The sequence below is a fragment of the Pseudomonas sp. HN2-3 genome, assembly GCF_020691745.1.
In the GTDB taxonomy this organism is placed as follows: Bacteria; Pseudomonadota; Gammaproteobacteria; order Pseudomonadales; family Pseudomonadaceae; genus Aquipseudomonas; species Aquipseudomonas capeferrum.
Genome location: NZ_CP085704.1, coordinates 1,080,878 through 1,100,683 on the forward strand (window position 1 = coordinate 1,080,878; position 19,806 = coordinate 1,100,683).

16 protein-coding genes are annotated in these 19,806 nt (G+C 63.5%); 10 read left to right on the forward strand and 6 right to left on the reverse strand.

What is annotated here, in order from left to right; translation table 11 throughout:
* Positions 1 to 390 precede the first annotated feature (390 nt).
* Positions 391 to 1,818, forward strand: a complete 1,428-nt coding sequence (arcD, locus tag LJX93_RS04910; RefSeq protein WP_227696796.1) for an arginine-ornithine antiporter — start codon at positions 391 to 393, stop codon at positions 1,816 to 1,818.
* On the opposite strand, the gene LJX93_RS04915 is transcribed toward arcD, so the two are convergent.
* The 6 genes from LJX93_RS04915 to gap all read right to left on the reverse strand — a co-directional run bounded on the left by LJX93_RS04915 (position 1,798) and on the right by gap (position 8,818).
* Positions 1,798 to 2,211: a YbaN family protein gene (locus LJX93_RS04915; RefSeq protein ID WP_033701041.1), complete on the reverse strand. Its 414-nt coding sequence runs from the start codon at positions 2,209 to 2,211 to the stop codon at positions 1,798 to 1,800. The genes arcD and LJX93_RS04915 overlap by 21 nt on opposite strands.
* Before the next feature lie 54 nt (positions 2,212 to 2,265).
* Positions 2,266 to 2,859 carry a biliverdin-producing heme oxygenase gene (locus tag LJX93_RS04920; RefSeq protein WP_033701040.1) on the reverse strand — a complete coding sequence of 198 codons (594 nt, stop codon included), beginning with the start codon at positions 2,857 to 2,859 and terminating at the stop codon, positions 2,266 to 2,268.
* A gap of 150 nt (positions 2,860 to 3,009) precedes the next feature.
* Positions 3,010 to 5,598: a TonB-dependent receptor gene (locus LJX93_RS04925; protein ID WP_095064057.1), complete on the reverse strand. Its 2,589-nt coding sequence runs from the start codon at positions 5,596 to 5,598 to the stop codon at positions 3,010 to 3,012.
* Between the two features lie 150 nt (positions 5,599 to 5,748).
* On the reverse strand, positions 5,749 to 6,711 hold the full coding sequence (locus tag LJX93_RS04930) for a FecR family protein (protein ID WP_033701038.1): 963 nt from the start codon (positions 6,709 to 6,711) through the stop codon (positions 5,749 to 5,751).
* 91 nt (positions 6,712 to 6,802) lie between these two features.
* Positions 6,803 to 7,315: an RNA polymerase sigma factor gene (locus LJX93_RS04935; protein WP_033701037.1), complete on the reverse strand. Its 513-nt coding sequence runs from the start codon at positions 7,313 to 7,315 to the stop codon at positions 6,803 to 6,805.
* Between the two features lie 501 nt (positions 7,316 to 7,816).
* Positions 7,817 to 8,818: a type I glyceraldehyde-3-phosphate dehydrogenase gene (gene gap, locus LJX93_RS04940; RefSeq protein WP_227696797.1), complete on the reverse strand. Its 1,002-nt coding sequence runs from the start codon at positions 8,816 to 8,818 to the stop codon at positions 7,817 to 7,819.
* 263 nt (positions 8,819 to 9,081) lie between these two features.
* On the opposite strand from gap, the gene edd reads away from it, so the two are divergent.
* The 9 genes from edd (at position 9,082) to LJX93_RS04985 (ending at position 19,786) form a co-directional block, all read left to right on the forward strand.
* Complete coding sequence (gene edd, locus LJX93_RS04945; protein ID WP_033701034.1) at positions 9,082 to 10,908, forward strand: phosphogluconate dehydratase; 1,827 nt, start codon at positions 9,082 to 9,084, stop codon at positions 10,906 to 10,908.
* Entirely contained in the window at positions 10,905 to 11,864 is a 960-nt protein-coding gene (locus LJX93_RS04950; RefSeq protein WP_033701032.1) for a glucokinase, read from the forward strand. The genes edd and LJX93_RS04950 overlap by 4 nt, the downstream gene beginning before the upstream one ends.
* 64 nt (positions 11,865 to 11,928) lie before the next feature.
* Positions 11,929 to 12,654 (forward strand): two-component system response regulator GltR, encoded by a 726-nt coding sequence (gltR, locus tag LJX93_RS04955; RefSeq protein WP_033701031.1) that lies wholly within the window; start codon positions 11,929 to 11,931, stop codon positions 12,652 to 12,654.
* On the forward strand, positions 12,635 to 14,089 hold the full coding sequence (locus LJX93_RS04960) for an ATP-binding protein (protein ID WP_033701030.1): 1,455 nt from the start codon (positions 12,635 to 12,637) through the stop codon (positions 14,087 to 14,089). The genes gltR and LJX93_RS04960 overlap by 20 nt, the downstream gene beginning before the upstream one ends.
* Positions 14,090 to 14,192: 103 nt before the next feature.
* Entirely contained in the window at positions 14,193 to 15,419 is a 1,227-nt protein-coding gene (locus tag LJX93_RS04965; RefSeq protein WP_047581459.1) for an AGE family epimerase/isomerase, read from the forward strand.
* Positions 15,420 to 15,523: 104 nt separating this feature from the next.
* Positions 15,524 to 16,810: an ABC transporter substrate-binding protein gene (locus LJX93_RS04970; protein ID WP_227696798.1), complete on the forward strand. Its 1,287-nt coding sequence runs from the start codon at positions 15,524 to 15,526 to the stop codon at positions 16,808 to 16,810.
* Between the two features lie 71 nt (positions 16,811 to 16,881).
* Entirely contained in the window at positions 16,882 to 17,790 is a 909-nt protein-coding gene (locus LJX93_RS04975) for a carbohydrate ABC transporter permease (protein WP_033701027.1), read from the forward strand.
* Positions 17,783 to 18,628 carry a carbohydrate ABC transporter permease gene (locus LJX93_RS04980; RefSeq protein WP_033701025.1) on the forward strand — a complete coding sequence of 282 codons (846 nt, stop codon included), beginning with the start codon at positions 17,783 to 17,785 and terminating at the stop codon, positions 18,626 to 18,628. Before LJX93_RS04975 ends, LJX93_RS04980 begins: the two co-directional genes overlap by 8 nt.
* Before the next feature lie 3 nt (positions 18,629 to 18,631).
* Positions 18,632 to 19,786: an ABC transporter ATP-binding protein gene (locus LJX93_RS04985; protein ID WP_033701023.1), complete on the forward strand. Its 1,155-nt coding sequence runs from the start codon at positions 18,632 to 18,634 to the stop codon at positions 19,784 to 19,786.
* Positions 19,787 to 19,806 lie beyond the last annotated feature (20 nt).

Consider the following 19,806-nt stretch of genomic DNA (forward strand, 5'->3'; position numbering starts at 1 on the left):
CGCCGGGGCCATTCGCTGACGTGGGTCAGTTCATGGTCATGTGAAGTAGGAAAAATCCTTCACATGGCTCCTGGAGAGTGCCGACAGCTTTGCCGCAGGCCTTGTGGGCTGGCACCTCCATGTACTACTAGAGCAAACGCTCTGTTCGGCCTGCGCTGCTTGAAGCTAGCCGTTTTTGAGGCTTTCGCAAATTTTTCACAAGAATTTCGAGTTTTAACAGCGCCTTCCCTAGTTGCTGGGCAGCTGCTAATTTTTACAGAGGGTTGGCATAGACAAAGCAGTTATGAGTGCTATAGCTTTTATGGCGTTAACCCATATAAGCCACCGCGCTTAATATGGCCGGCATGGCTGTTTCAAACGAATGACAGCGGGTGAAAAAAAGGGAGGCACATGAGCGAACCGGGACAGAAGCTGCGCCTGGGCGCGCTGATCGCACTGGTGGTGGGTTCGATGATCGGTGGCGGGATCTTCTCGCTGCCGCAGAACATGGCGGCGCGTGCCGATGTCGGCGCGGTACTGATCGGTTGGGGCATCACGGCGGTTGGCATGCTGGCCCTGGCGTTCGTGTTCCAGACCCTGGCCAACCGCAAGCCTGAACTGGACTCGGGCGTGTATGCCTACGCCAAGGCGGGCTTTGGCGACTACATGGGCTTCTCTTCGGCCTGGGGCTACTGGATCAGCGCCTGGCTCGGCAACGTCGGCTATTTCGTGCTGCTGTTCAGTACGCTGGGGTTCTATTTTCCGGTGTTTGGCGAGGGCAACACGCCTATCGCCATCGGCTGCGCCTCGCTGCTGCTGTGGGCTGTGCACTTTCTGGTGTTGCGCGGCATCAAGGAAGCGGCGTTCATCAACCAGGTGACCACCGTGGCCAAGGTGGTGCCGTTGCTGATTTTCATCGTCATCGCGGCGTTTGCCTTTCGCGCCGACATCTTCACCCGTGATATCTGGGGCTTGAGCAACCCGCAGTTCGGCAATGTGCTGGACCAGGTGCGCAACATGATGCTGGTCACCGTGTTCGTGTTCATCGGCATCGAAGGCGCCAGCGTGTATTCCGGGCGTGCACAGCGCCGGTCGGATGTGGGCAAGGCCACGGTGATCGGCTTTCTGGGCGTGCTGGCGCTGCTGGTGCTGGTTAACGTGCTGTCGCTGGGGGTGATGACCCAACCGGAGCTGGCCGGGCTGCAGAACCCGTCATTGGCATCGGTGCTCGAACACATCGTTGGCCCGTGGGGCGCATTGTTGATCAGTATCGGCCTGGCCGTTTCACTGCTCGGCGCCTTGCTTTCATGGGCATTGCTGTGCGCCGAGATCCTGTACGCCACCGCGCGTGACAAGACCATGCCGCGCTTTCTGGCCAAGGAAAACGCCAACCATGTGCCGGCCAATGCCCTGTGGCTGACCAACTGCATGATCCAGGGCTTCTTGCTGATCACCCTGGTTTCGGCCGGGACCTACACCAGCCTCATCTACCTGGCTTCGTCGATGATTCTGGTGCCTTACCTGTGGTCGGCGGCGTATGCGGTGTTGCTGGCGCTGCGTGGAGACTGCTACGCCGGGCAAGCGGGCCTGCGGCGCAAGGACCTGCTGGTGGCGATGGTTGCCCTGCTGTATGCGGTGTGGTTGCTGTACGCCGGTGGGCTCAAGTACCTGCTGCTGTCGGCGCTGCTGTATGCCCCCGGTGTGATTCTGTTCGCCAGGGCCAAGCACGAGCAGGGGCAGACCCTGTTCACCACGTGGGAGAAGCTGATTTTCGCTGCGGTGCTGGCGGGCGCTGCGCTGGCGGCGTATGCCCTGTATTCAGGGTTGCTGAGCTTGTGACCCGGCTACGCAAGCTTGTTCTGGGCGCGACCAGATCCACAGGTTGCCCAGGGTCATGCCGCCGATCGCCAGAAACACCGGCCAGTGGTGATCGAGGAAGGTCAGCATCAGGCCTGCGCACAGCAGCATGCTGATGGTGGCGCTGACCTTGGCCCGGCGCTGGATCACCTTGCCATTGCGCCAGTTGAACAGAATCGGCCCGAACAACCGGTGATTCTCCAGCCAGGCAGAAAGGCGCGGTGAACTGCGGGTGGCTGCCCAGGCGGCCAGCAGGATGAACTCGGTGGTCGGCAGGCCGGGAATGACGATCGCGACCAGGCCAACCCCCAGGCTTACGTAAGCCAGGATTCCATACAGCAGGCGAGCGAGTTTCGAGCGGGCAGGTTGGGTCATGGTCTCACTGCGAAAAACGGTTCGGCCACCGGTGGGGTGGCCGGGTACAGCGTGTCAAACCAGCGCGGCATCCGCCGCATAGGCGTGCTTGAGCAGCTCGGTGAAGCGCTCGAAGGCTGCGACAGCGCCCCGTTCGGCGGCGGCCTCTTCTTCGGCCGACAGCGCCAGGCCATCGAGGATGCGGGTGAACTGTTTCCAGCCTTCGGCACGGCCGCCGGCCGGTTCGCCCAAGTGGCGGGCACCGAAGCTGTCGGACAGCTCAAGGGCCACGGCACGCTTGATCAGAAACGCAGCGCCCAGTTTGGAGCCTTCGGAGACGAAGATCCAGCCCATGGCCTCGCCCAGGCTCGGATTTTGTACCGCGCCAGGGACTGCGCCGGGCACTTCGGTGTCGAGGTCGGCGAGGTCCAGGCGGGCCTGTTCGGCGCGGCAACGCTCGGCCAGGTCGGGGACGATGGCGATCAGTTGCGGGTCGTTGTACAAGGCCTTGAGTTCGGACTGGAACAGGTACTGGGCGACCACGAAGCGGGCGAAGTTTTCACGGCTGTCGAAGGGGGCGTGCGCCTTGACCAGGGCATCCAGCTCGGTGTGCGGGGCGTGGGTGATCTGGTTGAGGCGCTGGGAGCGCAGGGCTGGGCGTTCGGTCATGGGGGCAGTCCTTGGAAAAAGGGGCGTCTAGATACAAGACGAAATAGCGGGGGCGGGACAGTAAAAAAACTGGGTTTTTTTGGTGGTGGCCTTGAGGGTTGCGGCGCTCGATCTTGTAGACGCTGCAACGCTCAAGGCCTACCCAAGGGATCAGATATCCCACACCACATTGATGCCAAAGTTGCGCCCCGGCATGGTCAGGCGGTCCATGTTGGCTGGCTGGGTTACCGCAGCCTCACCCTGGCCGTCGTAGCTGCGTACCGAATCCCACTGCCAGTACTTCTTGTCGGTGAGGTTGTACAGGCCGGCGTTGATGGTGACGTCGTCGGTCACCTTGTAGAAACCGGTCAGGTCCAGCACGCCATAGCCTGGGGTACGGAACTTGGCGCTGGCGCCATCGGGTGCGTAGAAGTGGGTGTCGTCTACGCGGGTCTTGCGCTTGACCAGCGTCCAGCTCAGCAGGCCGCCGTAGTTTTGCTGCTCGTAACCCAGGCCGAACACACCCTTGAGCGGGTTGACGGTGTTCAACGGCTGGCCGGTGTCATCGTTGCGACCGTAGGCGTAGGCAATCGAGCCCTGGGTGTACAGGCCTTGCGGCGCGCCGAAGTGATCCAGGTTCAGGCGGCCCTTGACCTCGGCGCCTTTGATGGTGGCGTGCTTGATGTTGTTGGCCTGGAAGGTTTGCTCCAGGTTGGCGCTTTGCACGGCATCTTCATCGATGAAGTCGCGGTACTTGTTGTAGAACACCGCCACATCGAAGTTACCCGCGTCGAAGTTGCCACGCAGGCCGGTTTCGTAGCTTTTGCTCTTTTCAGGTTCGAGACCCGGGTTGCCCTCTACGCGGTAGCCTTGCTCCAGGTTCTGGAAGCGGCCGTACATGGACTTGGCCGTGGGCGTGCGGAAGCCTTCGGCATACTGGCCGTACCAGGTGTAATTGTCGTTGAACGCGTAGGTCAGGCCAAACTTGGGCGAGACGCGGTGCCACTTCTTGTCCGAGTCGTCCTGCGAGGTGGGTGCCGTGCCGGTGGATTCCAGGCCACGCAAGAAGGCATCGGTAAACTTGGGCTCCATGTGCGTGTAGTCATAGCGTGCGCCTGGCATGAAGGTCCAGTTGTTCCAGCGGATCTCGTCCTGGACGAACAGGCTGTAGGTGTTGATGGTCGGGTCCGGGAAGTCGCTGACCAGCACCTGGCCGTCGCGAGCGCTGTCCTGCCCGATGGCGGTGCAAGTGCCGCCAACGTTCAGGCAAGTGCCCGAACCGCTACGGGAGCCGGTGACCTTTTCATGCTTGAGCGTGGTGCCGTAGGTCAGCAAATGATCGGTTGCACCGATGCTGAAGGCTTTGTCCAGCTGGGCATCAAAGACCCATTGGCGATCCTTGTAGGTGGTCTGACGTTCACGAAGTACCTGCCGACCCGAGGCGACATACAGCTCATCGGTGGTTTGATCGGTTTTGGCAATCTGGTAGTTGAGGCTCCATTTGATATGGTCGGCGACCAAGCTATCGAGACCGAACTCATGGTTGATGCCGAAGCGTTCGCGGGTCACCGTATCGTTGCCCTGGCGCATACGATAGGAATTCATGGCACCAAAGCCTGGAATGAACGGCCCACCCACCGCACTGAGGATATTCTGGTCGCGGTCGTCCTTGTAGCGCTCGTAGGTGAACCCCAGGCGCGCATCGTCAGCGTAGTTCCAGCCCAGTTTGGCCAGCACGTTGGTGGTGCGCACGTCCTGCGGGTTGGCCTCGGTGCGGGCCAGGCCGTCACCGCTGTGGCCACCGTAGGACTCGGTCTCGTGGCCATTACGCTGGCTCAGGTGCAGCAAGCCGTCGAAGTTGCCCTGGCGGCCGGCGACGGTGGCGGAGGTCAGCCAGCTTTCGTCGGCCGAGCTGTAACCGGTCTTGAGGCGCGCACCCACGTCCTCGCCGGGCTTGATGATGTCGTCCGGGTCGAGGGTGAAATAGCTGACCGCGCCGCCGATGGCATTGCTGCCATATAGCACCGACGCGGGGCCGCGCAGTATCTCCACGCGCTTGACGATCTCGGGGTCGACGTAGTTGCGCTGGGTCTGGGCGTAAGGGCCGTAGAAGAAGCTGTCGGGGATCGACACACCGTCGATCTGGGTGAGGATCCGCTCGCCGTCGATGCCGCGGATGTTGTAGCCGTTCAGGCCGCTGCGCTGGCCGGTACCGGCCACCGAAACACCTGGCTCGTAGCGCACCAGGTCCTGGATGTTGTTGACGTTCTGCCGGTCCAGTTGCTCGCGGGTCTGCACGCTGACGGTGCTCGGCACCTGGCTGACGTCCTGGGCGCTGCGGGTGGCGCTGACGGTCACCTGCTGCAGGGCGATGACATTGCCCGTGGTCTGGCGCTCGAGCACCACGTTGCCGTTACCGATCTTGCGATAGCCAAGGCCGGTGCCCTTGAGCAGGCGCTTGAGCGCGGCCTCCGGTGGCAGCGAGCCCTGCACCCCTTGCGAGGCGACGCCATCGGCCAGTTCGGCACTGAAGCCGACCTGCCAGCCGGTGACCTGGCTGAAGGCGTTGATGGCCGAAACCAGTGGCTGCTGGCCGATGCTGAAGCGATAGTCACCCATGCGCGGGCTGCTGGCCTGGGCAGGTTCGGCGGCCAGGGCCGGCAGGCTGCAGGCGCCGCAGGCGAGCAGGGCCAGGCTCAGCAGGGACAATTGCCCTGTGCGGCGGGAAAGTGTGGACGGGCGAGTTGGACCTGTGGACATCGAAAGCGCTCCCAGACGCGCGAACTGTTATAGGTGATGACCGTTCTTGTTATCAAACAAGAATCAGTTGCATTGGCTATAACGAGACGGGCGGGGTAGCGCGATCGCGTAAAAATAATTTATCGCAGTCGCAGCACCTGCAGTGGCAACTCAGTTGAGAATCACCACAGCGGGGTATTCGTGCAACTGGGCAGAGGTGATGTGGGCCAGGGCGCGCAGGGTTTCCAGCGGTTGGTCGAGGCGATAGTTGCCCGTGACCGCGACGTCTTCCAGGCCGGCATTGCGGTTGATGATCCAGCCCGGGTAGTAGCGCCTGACCTCGGCCAGCACCTGACTCAACGGGCAGTTCTCGAACACCAGGCGGCCGTCGATCCAGGCCAGGTCCTTTTGCATGTCCGCGCGCTGGCGCTGGCCAAAGCCCTGGGGGCCGACGCTGATACTGTCGCCAGCGCTGAGGCGGATGCGCTGGTCGCTGGCGGCCTGCAGGTCGACATCACCGCGCTGCACCCGCACCTGGGCTTCGCCGTCGAGGTAACGCACGGCGAAGTCGGTGTCACGCACCTGGGCCCGTAGCGGGCCGGCCTGGACTTCGAGCGGCCCTTGCGCGCCCTCGGGCACCTGGAAGTAGGCCTCGCCCTGCAGCAGGCGCGCGACCTGGCGCCCTTCTCGCAGGTCACTGGCGAACGCCGAGTTGGTGTTGAGCAACACTTTGGCGCCGTCGTCCAGTTGCAGGCGCTGCCGTTCGCCCACCACGGTCAGGTGATCGGCCTGCAGGCGCATGGGCAGGTTGCCGAGGGTGAACAGGCCGATCAACAACACCGCGGCGGTGGCCAAGGGCTTCCAGTGGCTGCGCAGGCGCCCGCGCAGGGATCGACGTTGGCCCTGATGCAGCTGCGCGGCCGCCTGGTGCAATGGCGTGCCATTCCACAGCGCTTCTGCTTCAACATAGGCTTCGGCGTTTTCCGGTGCGGCGCTGAGCCAGGCTTCGAAGGCCTGGGCGTCGTGCGCATCGGCGCATTGCAGGCGTACCAGCCAGTCCAGTGCCTCGTCCATGGCACGGGCACGGGCGTTGGGCCCGGCAGGTGTCGGGCGAGGGACAGGGCGGTCGGTCACGGTGAATCCTTGCAAGGGTTGTTCACGAATCATCAAGGCTAAGGTCGGGTGTGGCAAGTGCTTTGCGTTGCCCGGCTGGCCGACGGTCGCATCACTTGAGGCGGTCGGCGACGCCCATGCAGATGGCCATGATCAGTTTCAACTCCTTCTGCACCGTGCTGGCCGAGACGTTCAGTTGCTCGGCAATTTCCAGGTAGGTGGCGCCATGTAGGCGGCTGAGGATGAAGATGCGCTGCTGGCGCTCGCTCAGTTGATTGAGGCTGACGCTCAGGTGCTTGAGCAACTGCTCGGCGTGGGCGGCGTCCTCGCTGCTGCTGGCGGGCGCAGCGACACTGTGCAGCACCTCGTCGGGCACGTCGTCGACCAGCATGCGGGACTGCACCCGGCGTGCGCGCAAATGGTCGAGGGCCAGGTTGCGCGCGGTCTGGAACACGAACGGTTCGATATGTTCGATGGGCCGTTCGCTCAGCGCACGGGAAACCCGCAGGTAGGTTTCCTGCAGCAGGTCCTCGGCCGTGCTGGGGTTGCCCACCATGCGTTGCAGGGTACGCAGCAGGCTGAGGCGCTGGACGAGGAAAACGGAGTTGAACCGGGACTGACTCACAGGGGGACCTGGCCGACGAAAGGTTAATGATAATGCTTATCATCCGTGCCGTTGGTCAAGTGTGGAAATGTTAGAAAAAGGTAAAGATTGTGAGTGGAGTGTGTATGGCGGTGGACATCCTGTGCTTTTGAGATCGAGCGCCGCCCGCGCGGCGCTTCGCGGGGCAAGCCCGCTCCCACATTTGTTTCGGGCCAGTCATGCCTGTGTAATCGGCGCGCGTCCCCCTTGGTGCACGACGCGATATCGAAGGGGACAAACAAGGGACCGCGCGCGAATGGATCAGGATTGATTGGCCCGAAACAGTTTCGGGCCAGTCATGCCTGTGTAATCGGCGCGCGTCCCCCTTGGTGCACGACGCGATATCGAAGGGGACAAACAAGGGACCGCGCGCGAATGGATCAGGATTGATTGGCCCGAAACAAATGTGGGAGCGGGCTTGCCCCGCGAAGCGCCGCGCGGGCGGCGCTCGATCTCACAGGCGCTGCAAATCCCGTGGCATGCTCAACGGGCCTGGCACAACGCCAGGCAGTTATCCAGCATGCGGTTGCTGAACCCCCATTCGTTGTCATACCAGGCCAGCACCTTCAGCATGCGCCCGTTGGCCCGGGTATGGTTGGCATCGAAGATCGCCGACAGCGGGTTGTGGTTGAAATCGCACGAAACCAATGGCAAGGCGTTGTAGCCCAATACCTTGGAGTGCCGGCTGGCCTCCTGGAACAGCTGGTTGACCTCGTCGGCGCTGGCGTCACGCTTGAGGTTGACGGTGAGGTCCACCAGCGACACGTTGATCACCGGCACCCTTACCGCCATGCCGGTCAGCTTGCCGGCCAGTTCCGGCAGCACCAGGCCCACGGCTTCGGCGGCGCCGGTCTTGCTCGGGATCATCGACTGGGTGGCCGAGCGCGCACGGTAGGGGTCGCTGTGGTAGACGTCGGTCAGCACCTGGTCGTTGGTGTAGGCATGGATGGTGGTCATCAGGCCTTGTTCGATGCCGAACTCGCGGTGCAGTACCTGGGCGATCGGCGCCAGGCAGTTGGTGGTACAGGAGGCATTGGAAATGATCTGGTGCGACGCGCGCAGCACGTCATGGTTGACCCCGTACACCACGGTGGCGTCAGCCCCCTTGGCCGGTGCCGAGACGATCACCTTGCCAGCCCCTGCAGCCAGGTGCGCGGCAGCCTTGGCCCGGTCGGTGAACAGCCCGGTGCATTCGAATACCACGTCGATCGCTTCGGCCTTCCAGGGCAGCTCGGCCGGGTTGCGGATGGCACTGACCGCGATACGGTCACCATTGACCGTGAGGCTTTCATGATCGGCTTCTACGCTGGCGTCGAAGGCGCCGTGCACGCTGTCGTACTTGAGCAGGTGGGCGTTCATGGCGCTGTCACCCAGGTCGTTGATGGCGACGACCTGCAGGTCCTGGCGGTAGCCTTGGGTATACAGTGCGCGAAGGACATTGCGCCCTATGCGGCCGAATCCATTGATGGCGATGCGAAGGGTCATGGCGTTACCTCTGGCGGTCCGAGTGAGGCCTGTGGCACAAAGGGGCTTCACTGAAACGGTTTTGTTGTTGGAATTACAAGATTATTCACTATCAGATAGAAAACAAGCCTTTTTAGTGGCAGTATTTTGTTTAAACATACAACGAGTGGTCGGGCAGGCCTCTCAGCGATGCCTCAAAGGCCCTGTTCTAGAGCCTAGGTCGCAATCGTTTGGAGGGGAAATGCCCGGTAAGCCGCCCATACAGTTAGCCTGGAGTCCAGTACATGCACCCGCGCATCCTTGAGGTCACCCAACGGCTGGTCGAACGCAGCCGTGCCACCCGTGAACGCTACCTGCAGCTGATTCGCGGCGCGGCCAGTGACGGACCCATGCGTGCCAGCCTGCAGTGCGCCAACTTCGCCCACGGCGTGGCCGGTTGCGGCGCCCAGGACAAGCAGAGCCTGCGGCTGATGAATGCGGCCAACGTCGCCATCGTCTCGGCCTACAACGACATGCTCTCGGCGCACCAGCCGTACCAGCACTTCCCAGAGCAGATCAAACAGGCCCTGCGTGAAGTCGGCTCGGTCGGCCAGTTCGCCGGCGGCGTGCCGGCCATGTGCGATGGCGTGACCCAGGGCGAGCCGGGCATGGAGCTGGCCATCGCCAGCCGTGAAGTGATCGCCATGTCCACCGCCGTGGCCCTGTCGCACAACATGTTCGACGCCGCGCTGATGCTCGGCATCTGCGACAAGATCGTCCCCGGCCTGATGATGGGCGCGCTGCGTTTCGGGCACTTGCCGACCATTTTCGTGCCAGGTGGCCCGATGCTCTCGGGCATCTCCAACAAGCAGAAGGCCGACGTGCGCCAGCGCTATGCCGAGGGCAAGGCCAGCCGCGAGGAGCTGCTGGAGTCGGAGATGAACTCCTACCACAGCCCCGGCACCTGCACCTTCTACGGCACCGCCAACACCAACCAGCTGGTGATGGAAGTGATGGGGTTGCACCTGCCAGGCGCCTCGTTCGTGAACCCCTATACGCCGTTGCGCGATGCGCTCACTGCCGAGGCCGCGCAGCAGGTCACGCGCCTGACCAAGGCCAGCGGCAGCTTCATGCCACTGGGCGAGGTCGTCGACGAGAAGTCGCTGGTCAACTCGATCGTCGCCCTGCATGCCACCGGCGGCTCGACCAACCACACCCTGCACATGCCGGCGATCGCCCAGGCGGCGGGCATTCAGCTCACCTGGCAGGACATGGCCGACCTGTCCGAGGTGGTGCCGACGCTGTCCCATGTCTACCCCAATGGCAAAGCCGACATCAACCACTTCCAGGCCGCTGGCGGCATGGCCTTCCTGATCCGCGAGCTGCTCGATGCCGGGTTGCTGCACGAAGACGTCAACACTGTCGCGGGCCACGGCTTGCGCCGCTACACCCAGGAGCCGTTCCTCGACAACGGCAAGCTGGTCTGGCGCGAAGGCCCGCTGCACAGCCTGGACGAGACCATCCTGCGCCCGGTGGCGCGGCCATTCTCGGCCGAAGGCGGCCTGCGGGTGATGGAAGGCAACCTTGGGCGTGGGGTGATGAAGGTTTCCGCAGTCGCCCGCGAGCATCAGGTGGTTGAAGCCCCGGCGCGGGTATTCCACGACCAGCAGTCGCTGGCCGACGCCTTCAAGGCCGGCGAGCTGGAGCGCGATTTCGTAGCCGTGGTGCGCTTCCAGGGGCCGCGTTGCAATGGCATGCCGGAGCTGCACAAGCTGACGCCGTTCCTCGGTGTGCTGCAAGACCGCGGCTACAAGGTTGCGCTGGTCACCGATGGGCGCATGTCGGGCGCGTCGGGCAAGATCCCGGCTGCCATCCACGTTTGCCCCGAAGCCTTTGACGGTGGGCCGCTGGCACGGGTACGCGATGGTGATATCGTGCGGGTCGATGGTGTCGAAGGCACGCTGCAGCTCAGGGTTTCGGCCCAGGAACTGGCCAGCCGCGACCTGCCGCCAGCACCTCAGGGCAACGACCTGGGCTGCGGGCGCGAGCTGTTCGGCTTCATGCGCATGGCGTTCAGCTCGGCCGAGCAAGGCGCCAGCGCCTTTACCTCGGCCCTGGAGAACCTCAAATGAAGGACCTGCTGGTTGGCGACATCGGTGGCACCAATGCCCGCTTTGCGTTGTGGCGTGACAACCAGCTGTACCAGGTGCAGGTTTTCGCCACCGCTGACTACACAAGCCCCGAGCAGGCGATTGAAGCCTACCTGCACGATCAGGGCATTGTCCGTGGCGGCCTTTCGGCGGTGTGCCTGGCCGTCGCCGGGCCGGTCGATGGCGATGAGTTTCGCTTCACCAACAACCATTGGCGGCTCAGCCGGCGTGCGTTCTGCAAGACGCTGCAGGTCGAGCAGCTGTTGCTGATCAACGATTTCACGGCCATGGCCTTGGGCATGACGCGCCTGCAAGCGGGCGAATTCCGCGAAGTCTGCCCTGGCCAGGCGGACCCGCTGCGGCCTGCTTTGGTGATCGGGCCGGGTACCGGCCTTGGTGTCGGCAGCCTGCTGCGCCTGGGTGAACAGCATTGGCAGGCATTGCCGGGTGAGGGTGGGCATGTCGACCTGCCGGTGGGCAATGCCCGTGAGGCGGCGATCCACCAGCAGATTCATGGCCAGATTGGCCATGTCAGTGCCGAGACGGTGCTCAGTGGCGGTGGCCTGGTGCGCTTGTATCAAGCCATCTGCGCGCTGGACGGCGACATACCGCGACACAAGACTCCAGCCGATATTACCGATGCCGCCCTGGGTGGCGAACCGCGGGCGTTGGCGGTGGTCGAGCAGTTCTGCCGCTTCCTGGGGCGGGTGGTGGGCAACAATGTTCTGACCCTGGGCGCCCGGGGTGGGGTTTACATTGTCGGCGGTGTGATCCCGCGGTTTGCCGAGCTGTTTTTGCGTAGCGGGTTTGCCGCGAGCTTTGCCGACAAGGGCTGCATGAGCGGGTATTTTGCCGGGGTGCCAGTGTGGCTGGTGACGGCGGAGTTTTCCGGGTTGCTGGGGGCGGGGGTGGCTTTGCAGCAGGTGCTGGATCAATAGAGCGAAGCAGCCCAATATCGAAACAGCAGGCGAAAGACCTGTGACAACAAGAGGGCGGGACACCTTGAGCACTGCCGGTAAATCCATCCTGATGGTCGACGACGATCAGGAAATCCGTGAGCTGTTGCAAACCTACCTGAGCCGTTCCGGCTTCCAGGTTCACGCCGAGGCCGACGGGCAGGGCTTTCGTCAGGCCCTGGAAAGCACCGCCTGCGACCTGGTCATCCTCGATGTGATGCTGCCCGATGAAGACGGCTTCAGCCTGTGCCGCTGGGTGCGCCAGCACCCGCGCCAGGCGCGGGTGCCCATCATCATGCTCACCGCCAGCTCCGACGAAGCCGACCGGGTCATCGGCCTGGAACTGGGCGCCGACGACTACCTGGGTAAACCCTTCAGCCCGCGTGAGCTGCAGGCACGGATCAAGGCCTTGTTGCGCCGTGCCGAGTTCGGCCAGGCGGCGCCGAACAGTGCCGTGCTGGCCTTCGACGACTGGCGCCTGGACACGGTCAGCCACCGCCTGTTCCACCGCGATGGCGAAGAGGTGATCTTGTCTGGCGCCGACTTCGCTTTGCTCAAGCTTTTTCTCGATCACCCCCAGCAGATCCTCGACCGTGACACCATCGGCAATGCCACCCGTGGCCGTGAGCCGATGCCGCTGGACCGTATCGTCGACATGGCGGTCAGCCGCCTACGCCAGCGCTTGCGCGACACCGACAAGCCGCCGCGGCTGATCCGCACTGTGCGTGGCAGTGGTTACCTGCTGGCTGCCCATGTCTGCTGTGCTTGCTGAGCGGCGTTGGCGCCTGCTGCCACGCTCGCTGCTGGGGCGCATGCTGCTGCTGACCTTGCTGGTGGTACTGCTGGCGCAGGGCTTGTCCAGCGTCATCTGGGTCGCCCAGCTACGTGCCAGCCAGTTGCAAGGCTTGCGCGCCAGTGCCGGCAGCCTGGCCCATTCGATGAGTGCCAGCGTCAGTTATTTCCGTTCTTTGCCAGTGGCCTATCGGCCGATGGTGCTGGACCAGTTGCGCAGCATGGGCGGTACGCGTTTTTTCGTGTCGCTCAACGACAAGCCGCTGGACATGCCGGTATTGCCCATAACACCGCGCAAGCAGGCGGTCATCGATGTGTTCCAGCAGGTGCTGCACGAGCGGCTGGGCGCGCAGATGGAGATTTCCGTGGAGTTCGTCGCCCCCGATGACCTGCGCATCTTCAACAGCGGCCTTAAGCTCGATGAGCTACCGCGCTCCTGGGCCCATTATTCGCTGACCCTGGAGCCACTCAACCCCCCGGTGCTGGTCACGCAGATTCGCCTCGGCGAAGGCGAGTGGCTGTACATCGCCTCGCTGCTGCCCGAGCCGTATACCAGCCTCGAAGCCGAACGCCTGCCGCGTCAGCAAATCGGCTTCATCGTTATGACGACGGCCTTGCTGCTGCTGTTCATCGGCCTGCTGGTGCACTGGCAAAGCTGGCCGCTCAAGCGCTTGGCGCGCGCCGCGCGGGACCTGTCGCTGGGTGCCGATGTGGCGCCAGTGCCCGAGGGCGGTGGTAGCGAGGTGGTCGAGGTGGGGCGGGCGTTCAACAGCATGCGTGAGCGCATCAGCCGCTACCTGACCGAGCGCAGCCAGTTGTTCAGCGCCATTTCCCACGACCTGCGCACGCCGATCACCCGCCTGCGGCTGCGTGTCGAACTGCTGGAAGATGAGCGCCTGCAAACCAAGTTCAGCCAAGACCTGGATGAACTGGAGTTGTTGGTCAAAGGCGCCTTGCAGTGCGTAAAAGACACCGACATTCACGAGAACATCGAGCCGGTCGACCTCAACCAGATACTGGAGATTCTCGCCGAGCCCTACCTGGGCGATGGCCGCATCACCGTCGAAGGCCAGGCGCTGGCGCCGTACCCGGGCAAGCCGCTGGCCTTGCGCCGCTGCATCGGCAACCTGATCGACAATGCCATCAAGTATGGCGAGCGGGCACGCCTGCGCATCATCGACAGCAACGAGGGCTTTGTCCTGCAGGTGGATGACCAGGGGCCGGGGGTGCCGCAGCAACAGCAGGAGCAGGTGTTCGTGCCGCACTTCAGGCTGGCCGGGCAGCAGCAGGGGTACGGGTTGGGGTTGGGGATTGCGCGCAACATCGCCCATAGCCATGGCGGGGAGGTCAGCCTGCTGAACTTGCGCGAGGGCGGGTTGCGCGTGACCCTTCATCTACCCCGCAGCCTGGACTGATGGCCATGTCACTGACCGGTGACACAACGGCAGGCCTTCGTGACATTCCAGCCAGGACGGCTGGCTAGACTCTGCACACCTCTGGCATGGAAGACGTGGCTGCATGGACTCTATCGATTCGCTGGAACATACCGCCTGGCTCACCCACGAAGGGTGGCGGCTGCTGGCGTTCGCGATGGCCTCGCAAGTGCCTGAAGGCTTCGCCAATCTCGACGCCCGTGGCCAGTTGCCGCCTTCGGCCCTTGCCGAAACCCTGACAACTGCGCGCATGACCCACAGCTTCGCCCTGGCGCACCTCCAGGGTGTACCAGGCTGCCTGGCATTGGTGGAGCATGGCGTACAGGCCTTGCGCGGGCCGCTGCATGACGCCACGCACGGCGGTTGGTTCGATCGCCCGCAAGGGCAGGGTGGCAACGGCAAGGCGGCCTACCTGCATGCCTTCGTCGCGCTGGCCGCAAGCTCGGCAGTGGTAGCCGGTGCCAGCGGTGCGCAGGGTGTGCTGGAGGAGGCGATCCGGGTCATCGAGGAACGCTTCTGGAGCGAGGAAGAGGGGGCGTTGTGCGAGTCCTTTGCCAGCGACTGGCAGCAGCCGGAAGCCTACCGTGGTGCCAACAGCAACATGCACGCCACCGAGGCCTTTCTCGCCCTGGCGGATGTGACCGGCGATGCGCTCTGGCTGCAGCGCGCCCTGCGCATCGTCGAGCGCATCATTCAAGGCCATGCGGCTGCCAGCGACTACCGCGTGGTCGAACATTTCGATGCGCACTGGCAACCGCTGCCTGAATACAATCAGGCCAACCCCACCGATCACTTCCGGCCTTATGGCACGACGCCTGGCCACGCGTTCGAATGGTCACGCCTGCTTCTGCACCTGGAGGCCGCACGGCACTTGGCCGGGTTGTCTACGCCGGCGTGGCTGCTGGCCAGTGCGCGAGCGCTGTTCGCCAACGCCTGCCGGCATGCCTGGAACGTCGATGGCGCCGAGGGCATCGTCTACACCCTGGGCTGGGACAACCAGCCCAGGGTGCGCGAGCGCCTGCACTGGGTGCATGCCGAAGCGTGCGCCAGTGCGGCAGCCTTGCTGCGGCGCACCGGTGAGCAGCAGTACGCGGATTGGTATGGCTGTTTCTGGGCATTCATCGACAGCCGCTTCATCGACCGCGTCGGTGGAAGCTGGCACCACGAACTCGACCCTGGCAACCAACCTGCAGCGGCTATCTGGGCAGGCAAGCCAGACCTCTATCACGCCTATCAGGCTGTGCTGTTGCCCACCTTGCCGTTGGCGCCGAGCCTGGCGAGCGCACTGGCGCGCAATGTAACCAAACGATGACATTCACGCATCGCTTCGTTACCTGGCGCAGCGACCGCTCTGATTAGACTCCATGCAATGCAAGCGATCGACTTGCCCGGCATAACAACAAGAAAGGTATTCCGATGAATTCGACTCTCCGCCTCGCTGCCGCGATCTCCCTCGCCTCGTTGTTCCCGCTCAGTGCCCTCGCCGCCGGCGCCAAAGGCAGTGTCGAAGTGGTGCACTGGTGGACCTCGGGGGGTGAAAAAGCGGCTGTCGATGTGCTCAAGGCCCAGGTCGAGAAGGATGGCTTCACCTGGAAGGATGGTGCAGTCGCCGGCGGTGGCGGCGCCACCGCCATGACCGTGCTCAAGAGCCGCGCCGTGGCCGGCAACCCGCCCGGCGTTGCCCAGATCAAGGGCCCCGACATTCAGGAGTGGGCCGCCACCGGCCTGCTCGACACGGATGTGCTCAAGGATGTCGCCAAAGAAGAGAAGTGGGACTCGCTGCTCGACAAGAAAGTCGCCGACACCGTGAAGTACGACGGTGACTACGTGGCCGTACCGGTGAACATCCACCGCATCAACTGGCTATGGATCAACCCCGACGTCTTCAAGAAAGCCGGCATCGACAAGGCGCCGACCACCCTCGACGAATTCTACGCCGCCGCCGACAAGCTCAAGGCCGCCGGCTTCATTGCGCTCGCCCATGGTGGCCAGCCCTGGCAGGACAGCACGGTGTTCGAAAGCGTGGTGCTGTCGGTAATGGGCGCGGACGGCTACAAGAAAGCCCTGGTCGACCTCGACGAAGCGACGCTGACCGGGCCGCAAATGGTCAAGTCGCTGACCGAGCTGAAGAAGGTCGCCACCTACATGGACCCTGACGGCAAGGGCCAGGACTGGAACCTGGAAGCGGCCAAGGTCATCAATGGCAAGGCCGGCATGCAGATCATGGGCGACTGGGCCAAGAGCGAGTGGACCCTGGCGCACAAGACCGCCGGCAAGGATTACCAGTGCGTCGCGTTCCCCGGTACCGACAATGCGTTCCTGTACAACATCGATTCGCTGGTGGTGTTCAAGCAGAAGGACGCAGGCACGGCTGCCGGTCAGCAGGACATCGCCCGCAACGTGTTGGGCGAGGACTTCCAGAAGGTCTTCAGTACCAACAAAGGGTCGATCCCGGTGCGTAACGACATGCTTGCCGATATGGGCAAGTATGGCTTCGACGCCTGCGCGCAGACGTCTGCCAAGGACTTCCTGGCCGACGCCAAAAGCGGTGGCCTGCAACCAAGCATGGCGCACAACATGGCCACCACGCTGGCGGTGCAGGGCGCCTTCTTCGATGTGGTGACCAACTACATCAACGACCCCAAGGCCGACCCGGCCGATGCGGCGAAGAAGCTGGCGGCGGCGATCAAGTCGGCCCGGTAACCGATCCCAAAGGTGTAAACCAGGCCCGCCCCCATGGGGGGCGGAGCTCTCAATCGTTTGGGAAGCAGATCATGACCACAACTACCGCCCAACTGCGGGCCTCACCCCTGGACGCTCTGCAGCGCTGGCTACCCAAGCTGGTGCTGGCGCCGAGCATGTTCATCGTCCTGGTGGGCTTCTATGGCTACATCCTGTGGACCTTCGTGCTGTCCTTCACCACCTCGACCTTTCTGCCAACCTACAAATGGGCGGGCCTGGCGCAATACGCCCGGTTGTTCGACAACGACCGCTGGTGGGTGGCCAGCAAGAACCTGTTGGTGTTCGGGGGGCTGTTCATTGGCATCAGCCTGGCCATCGGTGTACTGCTGGCGGTGTTGCTCGACCAGCGCATCCGCCGCGAGGGCTTCATCCGCACGATCTATCTCTACCCCATGGCGCTGTCGATGATTGTCACCGGCACCGCCTGGAAGTGGCTGCTCAACCCCGGCATGGGCCTGGACAAACTGCTGCGCGACTGGGGCTGGGAAGGTTTTCGCCTGGACTGGCTGATCGACCCCGACCGGGTGGTGTACTGCCTGGTGATCGCCGCCGTGTGGCAAGCCTCGGGCTTCATCATGGCAATGTTCCTCGCCGGCCTGCGCGGCGTCGACCAGTCGATCATCCGCGCCGCACAGATGGACGGCGCCAGCCTGCCGCGCATCTACTGGACCGTGGTATTGCCAAGCCTGCGACCGGTGTTCTTCAGCGCCGTGATGATCCTCTCGCACATCGCCATCAAGAGCTTCGACCTGGTGGCCGCGATGACCGCCGGTGGCCCAGGGTACTCGTCCGACCTGCCGGCGATGTTCATGTACTCGTTCACCTTCAGCCGCGGCCAGATGGGCATGGGCTCGGCCAGCGCCATCCTCATGCTCGGGGCGATCCTGGCGATCCTCGTGCCTTACCTGTATTCGGAGCTGCGGAGCAAACGCCATGCATAGCCCTGCCGAAAAACCGGCGTTGAGCATCAGCCGCATCGCCATCCACGCTGTACTGCTGATTGCCGTGCTGCTGTACCTGGTGCCGCTGGTAGTCATGCTGCTGACCAGCTTCAAGACCCCCGAAGACATCAGCAGCGGCAACCTGTTGAGCTGGCCGACCGTGGTCAGTGGCGTCGGCTGGGTCAAGGCGTGGGGCACGGTCAACGGGTACTTCTGGAACTCGATCATGATCACCGTGCCCGCCGTGCTGATCTCCACGGCCATCGGTGCGCTCAACGGCTATGTGCTGTCGATGTGGCGCTTCCGGGGCTCGCAACTGTTCTTCGGCCTGCTGCTGTTTGGCTGCTTCCTGCCGTTCCAGACGGTGCTGCTGCCGGCCTCGTTCACCCTTGGCAAACTGGGCCTGGCCAGCACCACCAGCGGCCTGGTGCTAGTGCATGTGGTCTACGGCCTGGCCTTTACCACGCTGTTCTTTCGCAACTTCTACGTGAGCATCCCCGATGCGCTGGTCAAGGCTGCGCGCCTGGACGGTGCCGGGTTCTTCACCATCTTCCGCTGCATCATCCTGCCGATGTCGACACCGATCATCATGGTCTGCCTGATCTGGCAATTCACCCAGATCTGGAACGACTTCCTGTTCGGTGTGGTGTTCGCCAGTGGTGACTCGCAACCGATCACCGTGGCCCTGAACAACCTGGTCAACACCAGCACCGGGGCCAAGGAATACAACGTCGATATGGCGGCGGCAATGATCGCCGGCCTGCCAACCCTGCTGGTCTACGTGGTGGCAGGCAAGTATTTCGTCCGCGGCCTCACGGCCGGCGCCGTCAAGGGGTAAGTCATGGCAACGCTTGAACTTCGCAATGTGAACAAGACCTACGGCAGCGGCTTGCCGGACACCCTCAAGGACATCCAGCTGTCGATCAAGGACGGCGAGTTCCTGATCCTGGTCGGCCCCTCGGGCTGTGGCAAGTCGACCTTGATGAACTGCATCGCCGGCCTTGAGCAGATCACCGGCGGCGCCATCCTGATCGACGAGCAGGACGTCAGCGGCATGAGCCCCAAGGACCGTGACATCGCCATGGTGTTCCAGTCCTACGCGCTGTACCCGACCATGAGCGTGCGTGAGAACATCGAGTTCGGCCTGAAGATCCGCAAGATGCCCCAGGCCGCCATCGACGAGGAGGTGGCGCGGGTGGCCAAGCTGCTGCAGATCGAGCACCTGCTTTCACGCAAGCCTGCCCAGCTCTCCGGCGGCCAGCAGCAGCGCGTGGCCATGGGCCGGGCGCTGGCGCGGCGGCCGAAGATCTACTTGTTCGACGAACCGTTGTCCAACCTCGACGCCAAGCTGCGGGTCGAGATGCGCACCGAAATGAAACTGATGCACCAGCGCCTGAAGACCACCACGGTGTACGTCACCCATGACCAGATCGAGGCCATGACCCTGGGCGACAAAGTGGCGGTGATGAAGGACGGCATCATCCAGCAGTTCGGTACCCCGCAGCAGATCTACAACGACCCGGCCAACCAATTCGTCGCCAGTTTCATCGGTTCGCCACCGATGAACTTCATTCCGGTGCGCCTGGCTCGGCAGGACGGGCGCCTATTGGCCCTGCTCGACAGCGGCCAGGCGCGTTGCGAGCTGCCGTTGGGCGTGGCCGGCGCTGAACTGGACGGGCGCGAGATCATCCTCGGCATCCGCCCCGAGCAGATTGCCCTGGGCACGGGGGAGGGCAATGGCCTGCCCGGCATCCGCGCCGACGTGCAGGTTACCGAGCCCACCGGGCCGGACCTGCTGGTGTTCGTCACCCTCAACCAGACCAAGGTCTGCTGCCGCCTGGCGCCGGATGTGGCGTGCAAGGTCGGCGACAGCCTGAACCTGCAGTTCGACCCGGCACGGGTACTGCTGTTTGACGCCGCCAGCGGTGAACGCCTGAGCCTGGACACCGCCAACGCTTCAGTGAAGGACAACGTGACTCACTTCAAGAGCCGTTGAATCGTCTACACCATCAATAA

Bases quoted from the DNA above. Each gene is read 5' to 3' on its own strand.
- arcD (WP_227696796.1), top strand. From the start codon at position 391: ATGAGCGAACCGGGACAGAAGCTGCGCCTGGGCGCGCTGATCGCACTG.
- LJX93_RS04915 (WP_033701041.1), bottom strand. From the start codon at position 2,211: ATGACCCAACCTGCCCGCTCGAAACTCGCTCGCCTGCTGTATGGAATC.
- LJX93_RS04920 (WP_033701040.1), bottom strand. From the start codon at position 2,859: ATGACCGAACGCCCAGCCCTGCGCTCCCAGCGCCTCAACCAGATCACC.
- LJX93_RS04925 (WP_095064057.1), bottom strand. From the start codon at position 5,598: ATGTCCACAGGTCCAACTCGCCCGTCCACACTTTCCCGCCGCACAGGG.
- gap (WP_227696797.1), bottom strand. From the start codon at position 8,818: ATGACCCTTCGCATCGCCATCAATGGATTCGGCCGCATAGGGCGCAAT.
- edd (WP_033701034.1), top strand. From the start codon at position 9,082: ATGCACCCGCGCATCCTTGAGGTCACCCAACGGCTGGTCGAACGCAGC.
- LJX93_RS04950 (WP_033701032.1), top strand. From the start codon at position 10,905: ATGAAGGACCTGCTGGTTGGCGACATCGGTGGCACCAATGCCCGCTTT.
- LJX93_RS04960 (WP_033701030.1), top strand. From the start codon at position 12,635: ATGTCTGCTGTGCTTGCTGAGCGGCGTTGGCGCCTGCTGCCACGCTCG.
- LJX93_RS04965 (WP_047581459.1), top strand. From the start codon at position 14,193: ATGGACTCTATCGATTCGCTGGAACATACCGCCTGGCTCACCCACGAA.
- LJX93_RS04970 (WP_227696798.1), top strand. From the start codon at position 15,524: ATGAATTCGACTCTCCGCCTCGCTGCCGCGATCTCCCTCGCCTCGTTG.
- LJX93_RS04975 (WP_033701027.1), top strand. From the start codon at position 16,882: ATGACCACAACTACCGCCCAACTGCGGGCCTCACCCCTGGACGCTCTG.
- LJX93_RS04980 (WP_033701025.1), top strand. From the start codon at position 17,783: ATGCATAGCCCTGCCGAAAAACCGGCGTTGAGCATCAGCCGCATCGCC.
- LJX93_RS04985 (WP_033701023.1), top strand. From the start codon at position 18,632: ATGGCAACGCTTGAACTTCGCAATGTGAACAAGACCTACGGCAGCGGC.